We start from the raw sequence: 16,563 nt of genomic DNA, 5'->3' as shown, positions 1-16,563 counted from the left end.
CGTATTGTATAAATTTAGCACAAGCCAAATGAGAATGGTTCTTTTGGGCTAAAAAATTCTGCAAACCAACGGCTTGCCTCGGCAAGGGCTATACTAATAGCAATGGCAACGAGCAGCTGACCAAGGATTTTGTGAAAAAACAGGTACTTATCGTCGATGACGATGAAAGCATCCGTATCAGGCTAGGCAGCCTGCTTACTAATAATGGCTATGATGTATTTACTGCCGAAAGCGCCAGTGCCGGATTTGCCATCCTTAAATCACACGCCATCCCGGTGATTATTTCTGATCATCGCATGCCGGAATTGAGCGGCGCGGACTTTCTTGAGATAGTGAAAAATGAATACCCCCACACTGTCCGCATGGTCTTGAGTGAATACGAAGATTTTGCTGCCATGGCCGATGCTTTTAACAAAGGGGCCATTTATAAATTCCTTGCCAAAAAATGGAATGACGGGGAACTTTTAAACAATGTCGACTCAGCCTTTGTCTGCTATGAGGAATTAAACCGGCAACTGGCCCTCAATAGCAGCCTCAGTAAAACCATTGAAGCTGTGGTGATTACCAGCAAGGACGGTTTGATTACCTCCGTCAATGAATCCTTTGAATTGCTCATGGGGTTTAAAAGCGACGATATTCTGGGTAAACGCCTTGATATTTTTGACGGCACGCATGAACAGCTTAAGGCGATTCAACAGGGTTTAAATCAGAACGGCTGTTGGCAGGGTCGTTTAAAAGCCATTAAGCGGGATAAAACAAGCTTCCCTATTTTTCTATCCATTACCACCATTAAAAACAATCTGGGTTTAGTAGCCCAGGTCGCCTACTATTTTATTGACACCAGCGAAAGGCAGCTGATGGAAGAACAGCTGAATTATGAAATCGTTCACGATAAGCTGACAGGCCTTATCAACCGCAAAAGCTTTACCGATGAAGTGACTCTGTGGATAAAATCGTGTCAGGATGATCAGTCAGTCGTCGTGATTGCCATTGATCTTGAGCGTTTCCGTAACATTAACAATGTGCTGGGCACCAAAGCCGGTGATGAAATCCTCACATCCACGGCCCAGCGTCTTAAGAAAATTCTGACAGAATACAATGGCCTTGTGGCGCGCATTGGCGATGATCAATTCGCCATCGGCGTAAAAACCTTCAAAAGCAGCAGCGATATCTATGATTTAATTGATAAAATTGTTGACAATTTAAAACTGCCCTTCACGTACAATAATAAAAACATTTACATGGATGTGAACACCGGCTCCAGCAGTTACCCTGATGATGGGCAGGAGGCCATTATTTTGTTACAAAATGCCATCACCGCCTCTAATCTGGCCAAACGCATTGGCAAAAAAAATTACATTAACTTTAAACCCGACCTCAATAAGCTCTCGCAGGAAGACATGATCCTGATAAGCGATATCCGTCTGGGAATAAAAAACGATGAATTTGTTTTCTATTATCAGCCCAAAATCGAACTCAGGACGGGCAGAATTGTCGGTGCGGAAGCCTTGCTGCGCTGGAACCACCCCAAGCATGGCGTTCTTTTGCCAAAGGATTTTTTAAGCATCTGCGAGGAAACGTACCTCATTGTCGATATCGAACGCAAGATGCTCTACAAAGGCTGCGATTTTCTTAATAAACTGAACAAACTCGGCAACAATGATTTGACCATCAGCTTGAATATTTCTGCTCAGGAGTTCAAATGCGCCAATATCTACGTACTGCTTAAAGACATTATTAAAAAAACGGATTTGCCGCCTAATCTCATTGAACTTGAAATCACCGAATCCAATCTGCTCCACAATCTTTACGACATCAAAAATTACCTCGATAAAATTCAGAGCCTTGGCATCCAGTTGTCGCTGGATGATTTTGGCAAGGGGTATTCGTCGCTGAAATACTTAACCGTGCTGCCCTTTGATATAGTCAAAATTGATAAAAGCTTCCTTAAAAACATTGAACATGAAAGACGCAAACAGGTTATCTTTACCGCCATGGTGGAACTCTGCAGTAAAATCGGCTTAAAAACAGTCATTGAAGGAGTAGAAACGCCGACACAATTGCAGTTCGTCAAACAATTGCCCTGCGATTACATTCAGGGTTTTTTAATCTCCGAGCCTTTGTCAGAAGCGGACTTTCTTGAGTTTGTCAAAGCCCGCTACGTAAAAAATGCCTTACTGCAATAACTGGGCAATGCGGGCCAGCAATTTATTGGAATCAAAGGGCTTTTCAAAAAAAGCAGCCGCCCCGTACTCTTCGGCTTTTTTCTTCAATTCCGGTTTTTTATTGGCAGTCATGAAGATAATGGGAATATTACCGACCTGGGGAAGGCATTTGACACGCTCTGCCAGCAGAAAGCCGTCGCCAGCCGGAATGGAAATGTCCAGCAAAATAAGATCAGGCACATTGTTGACGACATGATTGACACCTTGAACCACATCAGCCGCCGTATCCACCTGATAATTGCAGGATTTTAAACGAATGGTGAGGGCTTTGGCGATGTCCTTGTCGTCCTCAACGATGAGTATTTTTTTCATGCGGCATCCTGCCATCTATGAGCGCTGATATGGAAATTTTAGTATAAATTGACTGCCTTTACCAGGAAGGCTGTCGACGCTGACTTCCCCGCCATGCAACTGCATGATCTGTTTACAGATGTATAATCCCAATCCCAGACCGGCATTGGAACCCACAGGGTGAGTATTGGCCTGAAACAGGCGGTCAAATATTTTTTTCTGATGTTCTTTTTCAATGCCGCAGCCGTGATCAATCACGGCCACCTCGACAAAACCCGCCTGACTATCCTCCGAGAGCAGGATTTTAATCACCTCGTTTTCAGGCGAAAATTTAATGGCGTTGTTAATGAGAATTAACAGGGCTTGAAATACTCTCGCTTCATCAACAAGGATTCGCAAATCCTTAGTCTGCGTTTCGAAGGTCAGCGTGATATTTTTACGGCTGGCAATGACGCGGCTGGTATTGATGGCTTCGTCAACGACAAATTTAATCGTCACCGGCGCACAATTTAACTCGTATTTGCCGGTGGATATACGGCCTATTTCCAGCAGATCATTGATGTATTGTGTGAGTTGTTTGCAATTACGGTGGCAAATGTCCAAGTACTCTTTCTGATCCGCAGTCAGTTCGCCAGCCAAACCATCGCGCATGATTTGAATAAATTCAAGCGTCGAAGTCAGCGGGGTCTTGAGTTCATGGGAAATAACCTGATAAAAATTGCTGATTTCCTCACTTTTAAGCTTAAGCATCTGATTGCTTTCTTCAAGCTTTTTATTGGTCTCCAAAAGCTGCAATTTAAGATTATTTTTGTAGAGGACATTGTTAATGGTGCTGTTTAAAAGATCGGCCGACAGATTTTTTTTAGGAATAAATTCCGAGATACCATAATGAATGGCCTCAGAAGCCATCTGGATGTCATTAGAACTCGATAACATAATCACCGGCAAGCCCAACGCATCCTCATTTGGCGAATGGCTCTCGTTTAATTGCTGGAGAACCTCAAGTCCTGTGCGATCGTTAATGTGATAATCCAGTAGCAACAAGGCGTAGTTGTCTTTGTTAATGGGTGTCAAATCAGTCGGCACCTCGTCGTACCAAACCAAATCAATCGCATAGTCGGTGTTCTTTTTGCAAAAATGACTGACTATGTCATGCATGGATTGTTCATCATCAATTAATGCGATTCGTAATGTTTCCATCGTCCTGTTCTGATTTAATGAGTAATTCAATGCCCGTGCTCACCGTCCTGGGCTCGCAGTTATCGCTTTTTAACAGTGTAAAATAAAAAGTGGTGCCATCTCCCGGGGTTGATTCGAGCCAGATTGATCCTTTATGACGCTCAATGATGCGTTTGGTGATCGTTAACCCGGCGCCGGCGCCGCCGCCGTATTCTTCCTTTTTGTGCAGGCGTTGGAAAATTTCAAACACCGTGTCTATTTTACTCTTCTCGATGCCGATGCCATTGTCCTTAACATAAAAGCAGACACTTTCATCATTGGATTTTTCAGGGGCACAGCCAATTTGTATCAAGGGTTCAGGTTTGTCGTTGTATTTTAAGCCATTGGTGATTAAATTGGTGAATACCTCGTTTAACCGCGACTCGTCGGCCATGACCTGTGGTAAATGGCCTTCTACCGTGATAATGGCATTTTTTTGCTTCAGCAGGTGATGGATGGTGTCCTTGACGTCATGGATGACACGCTGGGCATCCAGTGGTTGCAGGTTGAGCTTGAGGTTCCCCACTTTGGAATAATGAAGAAGTGACTCCAGCAGCAATTCCAGGCGGCCGCAGCTTTTTATCAGGGAGTTTAAAAATCCGGCACCGGCTTCATCAAGCAACCCCACATAATCGTCTTTAAGGATCATGGCGTAATTTTTAATGCCCCGCAACGGTTCTTTCAGGTCATGGGAAGCGATGTAAGCAAAGGATTGCAATTCCTTATTGGACGCCTCAAGTTCAGCCATTAATTCCCGGATTCTGATTTCATTGCGCTTGAGTTCGGTGATGTCGCGAATAATCAGCGAAATACCAAAATGGTCTTTGTCATAACGGATTAAATTCAGACTGGCCATGAAATAATTCGGTTCACTAGCCGCCGTGTTGGTGGAAAATTCATACTGCAGGCTTTCATTGGTTTGAATCAGGCGTTGAAGCCGGTCGGCTAACAATTCCGCATGTGTTTGGTTTAACAGGGTACCAATTGGCTTTAAAATCGCCTCACTTTCGTTTAAACCAAAAATACGGGCTGCGCCATTGTTCCAGGAGTCGATATGAAACCGGGAATCGAGAGAGACCACGGCATCTTCGGTTTGGCGGACAATGGTGGAAAGCCTCATTTCCTGCTCTCTTGCCTTTAATTCTGCACTGATATCATGGATGAAAAAACAAAAAATCGGACTGCCGTCATCGGATGTCACCGGGAAACAGCAGGAAGCGACCGGAATTTTTTTATTGTGATTATTGATGATGTGAAAGGTTTCACGCTTGCCGATGTATTTGGTTTTTTGATTGGACAGGTAATGATTAATGTCTTTTTCCAGCGTCAGCCTGGCATCCGCTGTACCTATAATGACTTGAGAAATCGATTTATTGATGACATTGTTCTTGACCTGCCCAACCAATGCTGCCGCCTGGGGATTCCATTCGATGATTTTGCCGCTTTTGTTGGTGATAATGACGGCTTCCAGGGTATTGTCGATGATGCTTTGTAGCAGATTACGGTTGGCCTGCAGTTTGGATTCAATCTTTTTGATGCTGCTGATGTTGGTGATGTACAGATAGGCCGTATTCTGCTCATTTTCTCCATCATGGGCGAGAACCCCGTCGACGGTCACCGGTATTTTATTACCGTCCAGCGTAACCACCTCTGCGGCATACTGATGCAACACCCCTTTACGCTGCAGGGTATGCAGGGCCTTGCGCAGTTTTTTTTCCTCGTCTTTAGGAAAAAGAGTGTGCACCGAGTGGCCAATAACCTGATAGGGATGAGCAACCTGAAGGGTCAGGGAAAGCATGCTGTTAATTTGTATTATCTGGCCGCTTACCATGTCGATTTTGGCAATCATGGAGGGTGATTGATAAAAAAGCATCTGCATTAAACCGTTCGTTTCATTCCCCCGAGGGGCAGGGGTACGGTTTACAGCATCAGACAGCAGCAGGCAAAGCAGGAGAACGCCGGGCAGCCAATACGGATTGACCTGCATAAAAACCAGCGTGGCAGAGAGCCCTGTCAGTAAGGCGTAAATCAGAATTTTTTTACTCACGGCATCGTCCCTGGCCATTTCATGGGGTCAGCACCCATCGCTTGGAATTTAATTCCTTTATACCAACCATAGCCCTTGGATGATTATTTGCAAGTGAGGGAGTCACTCTGCACCATTGACCTCACACGCCCTCCCCCTTCGGGGAGAGGGTTGGAAGAGGGGTGCTTCAATGTCCCTACCAGACCTGGCAACGTTTTTTATTCACCATCGGACTGTTCGCCGGCACGGCAAATGCGGTGATAAATGGCGTCATATTCGCCAGACTGCCATTCACGCGATAAATCATGGGCGGGTGCGGATCCATCGTGATGAGATGGCGGGCCTGCTCCGGGCGAATATTGGAGGCCCAGACGTGAGCCGCTCCCAGGAAAAATTGTTGCGGCGGCGTCAGGTGGTCAATGACCAATGCCTGCTGATACTGGGGGGAGTTCAAAAAGGCATGATAAGCCAATGTCAATCCGCCTAAATCCGCTGTGGCCTCACCGGCAACCAATTGCCCCTGAACAGGCAAATCGTCAATTCTGTATTGGGAAAATTGATCGATAATGCACTGGGTGGCGGCCTTAAACTTTTTTAGATCAGCAGCTGTCCACCAGGTTTTGAGGTTACCGTAACCATCAAATTGCGCCCCCTGATCATCAAAGCCATGCGTTATTTCATGGCCCATGACGAAACCGATGCCGCCGTAATTCACAGCCGCAGCGGCGTACTGATCAAAAAACGGCGGCTGCAGGATGCCGGCTGGAATGGTGATGTTGTTCATGGACGGGTCATAATAGGCATTGACCGTTTGCGGCGGCATGGCCCATTCGCTGCGATCAATGGGCTTACCTATTTTATCCAGCTCCCGTTTGATTAAAAATTGATTGGCCCGGATCACGTTTAACACATAGGGCCCTCGATCAATCTGCAAACTGGAATAATCCCACCATTGGTCGGGGTAGCCTACCCGCTCTTCCATTAAAGCCAGTTTTTTCAAGGCTGCTTTTTTTGTCTCAGGCGCCATCCAGCGTAGCGATTCAATGTCTTTACGCAGAGCCTGATGCACCGTGTGTAAAATGGCCAGGGCTTCTTTTTTGGCCTCAGGCGGGAAATTCTGTTCAACGTACAGTTTGCCAATGGCAAAACCCAAAGCGCCATTCTCAGTGGCCACCACCCGTTTCCATCGCGGCTGAAGCGTTTGAGCCCCTGTCAAAATAGACATCATGCGAAAATTCTGATCGACAAACGGTGCGGATAAATACGAAGCAAACGCATCAACCAGGTGCCAACGCAAATAGGTTTTCCAATCGTTTAAAGGAACAGACCGCAATTGGTCATCAGCCGCCTTGAAAAAGCCTGGCATGGCCAGATTAATTTCCTGAAGCTCAGGTTTGCCAATGGCGGCAAAATAAGCCGGCCACGAGAAATGCGGAGTCGCCTCCTCAAGCTGTTTGCGGTTCATGCGGTGGTAGATGGCATGCGGATCCCGCTGCTGTGCCGGCGTCAACGAGGCCCGGGCAAGAACTGTTTCCATACGCATCACCGTCTCGGCCTCCTGCTTGGCCTGCAGCGGTGAATCACCCAGCAATAAAAACATCTTTGTCACGTGCTCAACATAAGCCTTACGGATGGAGTCAAATTTCTTACCGGTTTTTAAGTAGTAATCACGATTAGGCAAACCCAATCCGCCCTGGGCAGCTGCACCAATCATTTCTTCGCTGTTTTTAAAGTCCTGCATACTGGAGAAATCAAACAGGGCATCGACACCAATGGTTTGAAGGTGAGCAATGACTGCATTAAGCTCCTTTCGATTGGTAATCGCCGCAATACGCTTAAGTTCCTGATGTAACGGTTTGACGCCCAGAGCATTGATTGATTGTTCATCCATGCCGCTGAAATAAAAATCACCTGCTTTCTGCTCGATACTTCCAGGAACCGGGTTGGGTTGATTGGCCGCCTTAATCAACAGTTGGTGAATGATTTTTTCTACTTTTAACTGCAGGATATTGAAACTGCCCCACATGGCATATTCCGGCGGGATAGGATTCATTTTTTGCCAATTGCCATTCGCGTAGGCAAAAAAATCTTCCGTTGGCGACACCGTTAAATCACGCCAGTCCAAATGCAGGCTTTCTCGCTGCCTGTCGGCTTCCACAGGACTTGAGGGCTGTGCCCAACCGGGGTTAGACAGTATAAAAGCAGTCAATCCCATGGCAATAAAAAAGCGCATAACAATCCTATTCTGGCGATTAAAGAGTTAAGTTTAAGCAGTTAAGAAGGCAGAGGCAATCTTTCTCTTATCCTAACGTATTTTCCCCGCAATTGTTTATTTTTCACCCTATACTTAACAAAATGTTGGCAGGATAGAAGCGTATGGAAGACAACAATCAGATTAAGGAAACCCTTGATCAGGAAAAGAAAGAATGCTCGAACCTGGCTTCTTCACCTGATCGATTGCAGGATTTTAACCTGAATAAACAGGGTCTCTGGCTGCAGCACAGTCAGGCCATCATTGAAGAACTCAGCCAGCACCTTCCCGATTACCCGCAGAAAAAACCGGCGCTACGCAGTGATATTCGCTGCCCAGAAGACGTTCTGCTGACTAAAACGGGCTGTGCGTATGCGTTTTTAGCCAGCAAACGGCGGGAAATTGCCAAACTGTTAAAACACAGTCCGTTGCGGCATCAGTTTGGCTTGTTTAACAAAGCCGGTTTTATCGCCAGCGATGATTTTAAGCTGACGGATTTACGGACTCAGAAAGAAACCATTTATAAACAGTTAATGGATTTAATTAGCAGGCCTCAGGATGGTGTCACGATTCAAAAACGCGCGCAAGAGCGCGGGACCATTTACATCATCGAGTTCCAGTTAACCCCTGAAGACGCAAAACGTCAACATAACGAGAATGCAAAAAGCACCCTTCCCTTTATCGAAGACACGACGGATTTGACCATTATTTTTTCTGACTACGGCATAGACGATGCAAAAACGACCCTTCAAATTGATCATCACATGACCCCGTTTTCAACCGATTACCGCAATGAATCAAGCTACTTTTACGTGCAGTTTGTACTGATTGAACCGTATTTGCGGGCCTGCCTTGCCTGGACAGACGAGCAGCCTGTTCAAGACTTTTTAAGCAATGCAGGCCGCATTGCCTATTCGCTGGCGCATAGACAGTTGGTAGGCCGTGGCAATTCAGCGATTGTTGAGTGGCTGATACGAGGTCTTGCTAAAAACAGGGGCATTGAACTGGGGCCCTTTAATCACAATGAAAACATAGGCTGGGATTTCAAAGCCTTCTTAACGCCCAACTGTGAAGAGTACGCGGACTGGTTTGCAAAAAAAGCCTTCGCAGTCGTTAAAATTCAGGAAACCGGGCAGTTTCTGCCCGGTAAAAAATAGGTTTGCCGCCCGATCGCATCAATTTCGGTAGTTGCTTTTTAAAGGCAATAAATCCGCGAGATCGTTGGCGTGTTCTTCCTCCTCCTCAAGGATGTGCTCCAGCATGCGGCGAGTGGTGGGATCCTGGTCCCCAAACCAGTCAATCAGCTTCCGGTAAACCATGATGGCAATGCGTTCGGCAATCAGATCCTCTTTAATCAGGGTTTCAAGATCCATCCCGGTCCCAAATTCCGTGGCAGTGCGCGCCATGATGGTCGCGGGATTAAAGTCCGGGTTGCCGCCGAGTTGATTAATGCGCTCGCCAATCATCAACATATGCTGCTCCTCTTCCAGGGCATGCTCTTCGAACTCGGCAGCGACTTGAATACAATCAATGCCGGTAGCAATAATCTGATGATGTCGATACCTGAGCACACAAAGAATTTCAGTGGCCAGCGCATCATTTAACAACTTGCAGGCGATGGTCAGATCCAACGGATAATCCGCTGTCACGGCGCCATCGCTAATGGATTTTTGCGCCTCTGAACGGATTTGATTGATGTCGTAAGGGGTAGGTTCCATCGTTCTTGATTTCATTGCATGTCCTTGTTTTTTATTTCTCAAAAAGTATAGTAAAAAACGCGCAATCATGCCCATTAATTGGTCACTTGAAATCTGTTTTATACTTAAAGAAAGCGATAACAGGAGATTTTCATGAAAAAAACCAAAAACAAAGACCATGCTGAGATAAAGGAAATGAAGAACATCTGCGACGTATCACCGCAAGCAAAAGAAGCCAAAGACGTATGCCAAGTGATAAACCGCAACAAAAAAACCATTCAACCTAAAAAATAACCTGGCATTTAGCCAGGTTATTTTTTTTAACGTTGTACAGCCCTTACATGGCATTGATTTAACACACGAATAATATCTTCTTTTTGCTCTATGTCATTATAGGAAACCCACAAAACAAAACCCCCTTTCCGTTCTTGATTTTCAATGCCTTTATTACGATTTTCTTTAATTCCTTTGGCGATAAATCGACCTATAATGCCACCCAAAACCACCCCTATCACTGCAAAAAATATATTTTCAGAGGGGGAATGAATGTCGCCAATAAGAAAGACGCCGATAGCGACTAAAACGAAAATGGGAATGCCATAGGAAAAGCCAATAATCCAGCCAAAATCATCCTGAAGATAAGGATCGGTTTCTGGCGGATTATGTCCGGCTTGAATCACCTCAGGCGCCACGTAAGGCACACCGTATTTTTCAGCCACCTGGGTTGGCGAACCCTGAACGCTTAAGTTTTGGCGTGCAACAGCATTTGCCAGCAATTCGTTAGCCACCAACTCCAACTGTCTTTCATCGTTTATTATCGCACTTATTTTTCCACTTCCATTATCCATGTCAGGCTCCTTGAAGACTCCTGTCAAGAGCACGATTAATATTTGGTAACAGGATCGCTCGCAGGAAAGGTTTCAGCCAACTCTTCATCCAGGTGTTTCTCTTCCCTTGCCTTAAGACTGCTGTAGCGTTTAGGGTTTTTTATTTTACTTTTTTTAGTCCCATCCTGAACATTTTTTGATTTTTTATGCATTTTATTCTCCCTACTTCGTTTGTTATAGGGGATTTAGAAATAGATTAATGATTAATTGGACTCCAATTAATTCATGGCGAATCACTGGAAAATCCAACACCCCTACTTTTTAATTTTAGTTCATTATCGGATTAACTTTGTTAATTAAACCTTAATAATTGACGATAATTAAATAAAAAATTAATCGCAAAAACCACATTGTTCTATACTTAAAATAATATCTAAATGATTCATGAATGAATAATTACATCAGTATATTCACGCATAGAATAAGGAGGAAGAATGGAACGATATACTGATCGAGGTGAAGCAGGAAAAATATTAGCCGAACACCTGATTGACTACAAAAACAAACCCAACACCCTGGTTCTGGCCTTGCCGCGCGGCGGCGTGCCGGTGGGATTTGCAATTGCCAAGGCGCTCTCGGTTCCCTTAGACATCCTCCTGGTTAGAAAGCTCGGTGTTCCCGGGCATAAAGAATTAGCATTTGGTGCGCTCGCATCCGGCAATACCGTATTTTTTAATGAAAACATTGTGCGTAGCCTTGCGCTGGACGATCAGACGATTAAACGAGTCATGGCGGACGAAGAAAAAGAATTAGCCCGTCGGCAAACCGCTTATCGCGGCGAACGCCCCTTTCCAGCCTTAAAAAACCAAACCGTTATTTTAGTCGATGACGGCATGGCAACCGGAGCCACCATGCGGGCGGCGATCAATTGCGTTTATCAGCATAAACCGGCATCCGTCCTAGTGGCCGTACCTGTTGCGGCTTATGCTACCTGTGAGGAAGTAAGTACCCTGGTTGACCAACTGGTTTGTCCATTTCGACCCGAGAATTTTTATGCTGTTGGCTTATGGTATGACAATTTTGACCAAACGACCGATGAGGAAGTCTCTGAATTGCTGGCCATGGCCCAGGTTAAACACCTGGAAAGTACTGCCTCATCCTAAGGAGTATTTATGACAGTGTTTGCTACGGACATGGAGCATCCGGTGACGATTCCCTGTGGGCATGCGGATCTGGCAGGATTATTGTATCTCCCCAAAAACACGACGGGCATTATTTTATTTGTCCATGGCAGCGGCAGCAGCCGCTACAGTATAAGAAATCAATACGTTGCCCACGTGTTAAATAAAGAGAACCTGGCTACCCTGCTGTTTGATTTACTGACGCCCGCTGAGGATAACATCGACTCCTCCACCGAAGAATTCCGTTTTAATCTGCCGTTTCTTGCCGCACGACTGCTTAAAGTCACGGATTGGATTAAAGACGAATTCCCGAATTTCCCTATCGGTTATTTTGGCGCCAGTACCGGCGGCGGTGCCGCCTTAATCGCCGCAGCGAAAGAGCGAGACACCATCAGTGCCGTCGTTTCACGCGGGGGGCGGCCTGATTTGGCTAAAGAAGCCCTGCCCTTTGTTTTGTCCCCTACGTTATTTATTGTGGGCGAGCATGATGAGCCGGTGATTGAATTGAATCAAATGGCGATGGCGCAAATGAATTGTACAGTCAAGCTTAAAATCATCCCGGGGGCTACGCATCTCTTTGAAGAACCAGGGACCTTAAGTAATGTGGCTGAACTGGCAAGGGAGTGGTTTCTAACCTACCTCGCTCTGGAAAAGAGATAACGGCCATGGAAAGTTATAACAAGTTCATTGATTGCCTGAATCATCACATTGAGCCCCTGGCGCATGTCAAAGACAACGCTTATGCCTCTGTGCTTGAAAAGATAGGCGACAAACGCTTTGTCTTAATAGGTGAAGCCACTCATGGAACAGAAGAGTTTTATCAGATCCGCATGGAAATTACAAAGCAACTCATCACTGAAAAGGGTTTTATGGCGGTTGCCATTGAAGCCGACTGGCCTGATGTTCATGGTATCCATACCTACCTGCAGGGCAATGGTCCGCAAGAAGATGCTGCCTCGGCCTTAAACGGTTTTAAGCGTTTTCCGGTATGGATGTGGCGCAACAAGACCATGCTTCCCTTTCTTCACTGGCTGCGCTGCCATAATGATACGATAGAATCCCCTCATAAAATCGGTTTTTATGGTCTTGATATCTACAGCCTCAACAATTCCATGCAGGCCGTCATTGACTATTTGTCACGAGTCGATCCTGAGGCTGCCGAACGGGCGAAAACGCGTTACGATTGTTTTGATCATACCGCTGTTGAGCCGCAGACATACGGTTATCTAACCCACCTTGGTATTAAGAAGCCCTGCATTAACGAGGCGATCAATGTGCTGCTGGAAATGCAGCATAATGCCGTGAAATACCTGAGGAAAGATGGCTTTAAAGCCGAGGAAGATTACTATTTTGCCAATGAAAATGCCGCCGTTATCCAGGACGCTGAAATCTATTATCGTTCCATGTTTGAAAATTCCGTATCCTCCTGGAACGTACGCGACAGGCACATGATGGCCACACTCAATCGGCTGGCCGATCATCTTGAGGCGCGTTTTGATAAACCCGCCAAAATGATTGTCTGGGCACATAATTCTCATCTGGGGGATGCCCGGGCCACCGAAATGAGTGACCGCGGCGAGATTAATCTCGGCCAACTGGTACGTGAACAATACGGCACTCATAGTTATACCATTGGCTTCTCCACGTACGAGGGCACAGTCACCGCCGCCTCGGAATGGGGCGGCATGCCTCAATACAAGACCATTAATCCGGGAATAGACAGCAGCTATGAACAATTATTCCATCAATTGAACACAAGGGATTTTATCCTCTACCCTGCGGAGTCGAAAGAACTGGTGCATTATCTGCAACTGCCGCGGCTGCAACGTGCCATCGGCGTTATTTATCGGCCCGGCATGGAGCGATTAAGCCACTATTACTTTACTCATCTTCCTTACCAGTTCGATTGCCTTATTCATATCGATAAAACTCAGGCGCTTAAACCCTTATTGCCGCAAAAGACTGCCGCTTTTTAGAGATCGTCTTCATCCATCCCCAGGACTTTCAATTCAAGCCCTTCAATTTCCTGCAGGTTTCTTCCAGCAATTCCCTGTAAATCACCATACATCCCGACTGTCGCAGTCATAACCCGTTCAATCTGTTCAGCTCGTTTGGCCCATTGTTTCATAATGGCTTTGCGCTCTTTTTCCAAATCGATCTGCATGGAAGAAAAGGCTTCGACGATGGCCTCAACCCGCTGACGAAATCGGGGGCCGGTTAAATACTGATAGACCATTTCGGTTTTGGTGAGTTGGCCTTCCGAGGATTTTCTCGCCAGATTCAATTCAAGCAGGGTCTGCCTTAACACCATGGCCACTGGAACAGCCGCCCGTGGATGGGTCACCCAGATGCCATTTACCAGATCAAAGGTATCAATGGCCGCAGGCAGCGTCTGGCTGACCAACACAGCCATCTCAGCCTTGGCTGTACGCTGATCTTCCCGCAATTTGGCAAGCCAGGCCTCGCTCCAGTTTTTAGTGCGTTTTGATTCCCAGAGAATGGTGCCGCACAGTTGGCCGCTGCCATTGACGACCCGCTGCAACAGGTCACCGCCAAATTCGCCTTTGGGCACGGGTTCAATGCGATCAAAGGGAAATTTACCCTGCAACATCGATTCAAGCAGCAATTCCTGGGCTTCTCCCTGCAACTGCTGCGATCCCTGCTCGGCTTTTCGCTTTAACTCCTCAATCTGCCGCTGCATAGAGGTAATGGTTTGTTCCCTTTCTTTCAATTTAAGGTTTAAGTGATCCTGAGCTTCCTTCATGGCATTCGCCCGGGCGGACTCAAGCCCCGCATGAATTCCTTTTTCAATGGTCAGTTCAACTTCGCGCCTGGCCTCATCGAGTTCCCGCTGCTTTTTCAGAAACTCAGCCTCTACCCTCTGTGCCTCAGCCAACTTGGCCTCACGAGCCTTGATGATTTCCTGTAAATCAGCCACCTCTTTTAATTTTTGCTCAAGTTCTGTCTTAATCAGCAACCGGGCTTTCCGGGCTTCTTCCTCAACAATGGCCTCACGATCTTTTTTCAGCCGGGCTTGAACCTGCTCATCCACTTGTTCATGCAAATGCTGCTGTGCCTTATGGAGCGCTCTTTCTTTCGCATGCAGGACATGCTCGCGATTGGCTATTTCACTGTCCTTTTGGGCAATCTGTTCCTGAAACTGCCTTTTGGTGGACTCAATCAATGGCGCCGCCAGGGATTCTGTTAATTTAATTTCTGTTTTGCAGGCAGGACAGACAATGGTCGGATCGGACATAATGACTATTCCGGGATAAAACCGTGATTATACTGCAAGGCCTCCCCTCACACACCCAGTTTTTTCTGAGCAAAAGAAAGCCTTCCCCGTGAAGGGAAGGATTAGAGGAGATTAATCAGGAAAAATGATAACCACCCGACGGTTTGGGAGTGGGGTTTTCGGATTGTTTAAAATCAGTCAGCTGGGACTTCAAGCCTTTCGTCATTCCAATCGACTGAAGGGATTGCTGCCTGAGTCCAACGTCTTCCCGCATACCTGGAGGCACCAGGGTGTACGAGTCGCCGATTTCATAATAAGGCATGGTCGTCTCATCCATTGGATGGCCTGATTCCATCGTGTTAATGGCATGATAATCCAATAAGCGATTATACATTTCTCCTACCTCCAGGACGGAATGATGGCCGCCATGAACGATGGTGCTGCACAGGGTGGAGGACACCGTTTGCGCAATGGAAGGATCAAAACCACTCTGGTTAAACGCACCGATATCCTGCAAAGCAATCAAAGTGCGGGCGGTGGTGCCTGAGGCAGTCGCCACCAAAGGCAGTTTACCGGGGCTTCCGCCCATTTCAGACAGCGTTTCAATAAAGGGTTTAGGAGGTGTCAATTCATCCAGGCTGACCGGCCTGTCCAGCGGCACGCGATAAAAGGTCAGTTTGTCGCCTAGGGTTTTCATCTCTTTTTTAAGCTCGGCAAGCCTTGCTTCCATTCCAGAAGTGTCCTGGAGAAGCGATTGGGCTTCTATTTCCACTTCAAGCTTGTCATGCCGCTCCTTGACATCCTGATAGGATTTCAGCAACACCTGAATTCGTAACATCGTGTCAGCACCGGCAAACGCTGATTTTCCCGCAATGTGTGTTCTTTCATAACCAGGGAGAATAGGATCCTCTTTGGGCACCAGGTCAACTCCCAATTCTCTTCCTATACCAAAGGTTGTGGCAATTTGATCTTTCTGCCCCACTTCCTTTCGCGTCACACGGATGGCTAATTCTTCAGGTGTTGGGAAGATATTGCTTTTAATTTTGTTGAAATTTTCCGAGTGCAGGCTATTTAATTTTTCGACATAGCAGAAACTGCAGTCTGTCATGGCCTTCATCACCCCGGCGAGTTTTTCCTCGTCATCCACATCGGTGATGTACTCGCCACTCAGCCGAGTGGCCAGAATCTCTAACAATTCCAGCTTTTTAGCCCTTGACCCCATAATCTCGCCTTTGGTCAATTCAGGCATGGCTCCCCCCCATTGCATCCCGTCTTTGGAATGTTCGGTGGCGAGAAATTCAATGGTCTGGTTTTCTTCTTCTGTTAATACCGAGCCTTCTTTCAATTTACCAATGATGGGGGCTAATACTTTATCGGACAATTGGACAGCAACAAAAGCCAAGGTGCCCTTGACCTGGGAAGAACGGGATGACTCCATTAATAAAGCACGCGCGAACGTGCTGTCGTGCTCGGGCATGTACATGGCTTCCTACCTTTCCTTCATCCGTGTACAAAAAGTATAGCCAATTTGTTTATTCTTTGTTTTTTTAGTGCTTTGTGTGTCCACATTAAGCCGTTTGTGGTACAATTTTCGACCAACCTTACTGGCAGG

Annotated in this window: 15 protein-coding genes; 6 read left to right on the top strand and 9 right to left on the bottom strand. The window is 46.4% G+C overall.

Going from position 1 to position 16,563, the window contains the following annotated elements; translation table 11 throughout:
* Positions 1 to 131: 131 nt before the first annotated feature.
* Positions 132 to 2,186, top strand: coding sequence for an EAL domain-containing protein (locus tag Lrub_RS00830; RefSeq protein WP_058530308.1), 2,055 nt, complete (start codon positions 132 to 134; stop codon positions 2,184 to 2,186).
* Here the strand turns inward: Lrub_RS00830 and Lrub_RS00825 are convergent.
* The 4 genes from Lrub_RS00825 to Lrub_RS00810 form a co-directional block, all read right to left on the bottom strand.
* Positions 2,175 to 2,537, bottom strand: coding sequence for a response regulator (locus tag Lrub_RS00825; RefSeq protein ID WP_058526112.1), 363 nt, complete (start codon positions 2,535 to 2,537; stop codon positions 2,175 to 2,177). The two genes, Lrub_RS00830 and Lrub_RS00825, sit on opposite strands and share 12 nt — an antisense overlap.
* Positions 2,538 to 2,552: 15 nt before the next feature.
* Positions 2,553 to 3,716, bottom strand: a complete 1,164-nt coding sequence (locus Lrub_RS00820) for a hybrid sensor histidine kinase/response regulator (protein WP_058530307.1) — start codon at positions 3,714 to 3,716, stop codon at positions 2,553 to 2,555.
* On the bottom strand, positions 3,688 to 5,781 hold the full coding sequence (locus Lrub_RS00815) for a PAS domain-containing sensor histidine kinase (protein ID WP_162263118.1): 2,094 nt from the start codon (positions 5,779 to 5,781) through the stop codon (positions 3,688 to 3,690). Before Lrub_RS00815 ends, Lrub_RS00820 begins: the two co-directional genes overlap by 29 nt.
* Positions 5,782 to 5,956: 175 nt before the next feature.
* Positions 5,957 to 7,993, bottom strand: coding sequence for a M13 family metallopeptidase (locus Lrub_RS00810; protein ID WP_058530305.1), 2,037 nt, complete (start codon positions 7,991 to 7,993; stop codon positions 5,957 to 5,959).
* A gap of 143 nt (positions 7,994 to 8,136) precedes the next feature.
* Between Lrub_RS00810 and Lrub_RS00805 the strand changes: the two genes are divergently transcribed.
* On the top strand, positions 8,137 to 9,168 hold the full coding sequence (locus tag Lrub_RS00805; RefSeq protein WP_058530304.1) for a hypothetical protein: 1,032 nt from the start codon (positions 8,137 to 8,139) through the stop codon (positions 9,166 to 9,168).
* 18 nt (positions 9,169 to 9,186) lie between these two features.
* Here the strand turns inward: Lrub_RS00805 and Lrub_RS00800 are convergent, their stop codons facing one another.
* Positions 9,187 to 9,744: a ferritin-like domain-containing protein gene (locus Lrub_RS00800; protein ID WP_058530303.1), complete on the bottom strand. Its 558-nt coding sequence runs from the start codon at positions 9,742 to 9,744 to the stop codon at positions 9,187 to 9,189.
* 117 nt (positions 9,745 to 9,861) lie between these two features.
* Between Lrub_RS00800 and Lrub_RS14695 the strand changes: the two genes are divergently transcribed.
* On the top strand, positions 9,862 to 10,002 hold the full coding sequence (locus tag Lrub_RS14695; protein ID WP_156413021.1) for a hypothetical protein: 141 nt from the start codon (positions 9,862 to 9,864) through the stop codon (positions 10,000 to 10,002).
* Between the two features lie 26 nt (positions 10,003 to 10,028).
* On the opposite strand, the gene Lrub_RS00795 is transcribed toward Lrub_RS14695, so the two are convergent.
* Complete coding sequence (locus Lrub_RS00795) at positions 10,029 to 10,556, bottom strand: hypothetical protein (RefSeq protein ID WP_058530302.1); 528 nt, start codon at positions 10,554 to 10,556, stop codon at positions 10,029 to 10,031.
* A gap of 35 nt (positions 10,557 to 10,591) precedes the next feature.
* A complete protein-coding gene (locus Lrub_RS14930) occupies positions 10,592 to 10,747 on the bottom strand; it encodes a hypothetical protein (protein WP_164480551.1) in 156 nt (51 codons plus the stop codon).
* Between the two features lie 282 nt (positions 10,748 to 11,029).
* Here Lrub_RS14930 and Lrub_RS00790 point away from each other — a divergent pair, with 282 nt between their 5' ends.
* Genes Lrub_RS00790 through Lrub_RS00780 form a run of 3 tightly spaced genes read left to right on the top strand, consistent with a single transcriptional unit; the run spans position 11,030 to position 13,692 of the window.
* The gene (locus Lrub_RS00790; RefSeq protein ID WP_058530301.1) at positions 11,030 to 11,698 is read left to right on the top strand and encodes a phosphoribosyltransferase; all 669 of its coding nucleotides are present in this window, start codon (positions 11,030 to 11,032) and stop codon (positions 11,696 to 11,698) included.
* 9 nt (positions 11,699 to 11,707) lie between these two features.
* Positions 11,708 to 12,376, top strand: coding sequence for a dienelactone hydrolase family protein (locus tag Lrub_RS00785; RefSeq protein WP_058530300.1), 669 nt, complete (start codon positions 11,708 to 11,710; stop codon positions 12,374 to 12,376).
* A 5-nt stretch (positions 12,377 to 12,381) separates the two neighbouring features.
* Complete coding sequence (locus tag Lrub_RS00780) at positions 12,382 to 13,692, top strand: erythromycin esterase family protein (RefSeq protein WP_058530299.1); 1,311 nt, start codon at positions 12,382 to 12,384, stop codon at positions 13,690 to 13,692.
* Here the strand turns inward: Lrub_RS00780 and Lrub_RS00775 are convergent.
* On the bottom strand, positions 13,689 to 14,972 hold the full coding sequence (locus tag Lrub_RS00775; RefSeq protein ID WP_058530298.1) for a DUF2130 domain-containing protein: 1,284 nt from the start codon (positions 14,970 to 14,972) through the stop codon (positions 13,689 to 13,691). The genes Lrub_RS00780 and Lrub_RS00775 overlap by 4 nt on opposite strands.
* Before the next feature lie 115 nt (positions 14,973 to 15,087).
* Positions 15,088 to 16,434 carry a hypothetical protein gene (locus tag Lrub_RS00770; RefSeq protein ID WP_058530297.1) on the bottom strand — a complete coding sequence of 449 codons (1,347 nt, stop codon included), beginning with the start codon at positions 16,432 to 16,434 and terminating at the stop codon, positions 15,088 to 15,090.
* Between the last annotated feature and the right edge of the window lie 129 nt (positions 16,435 to 16,563).

Source organism: Legionella rubrilucens, assembly GCF_001468125.1.
GTDB classification, from domain to species: Bacteria; Pseudomonadota; Gammaproteobacteria; order Legionellales; family Legionellaceae; genus Legionella_C; species Legionella_C rubrilucens.
The sequence above is the reverse complement of the archived record's forward strand: the minus strand, read 5'-3'. Positions and strand labels throughout refer to the sequence as shown.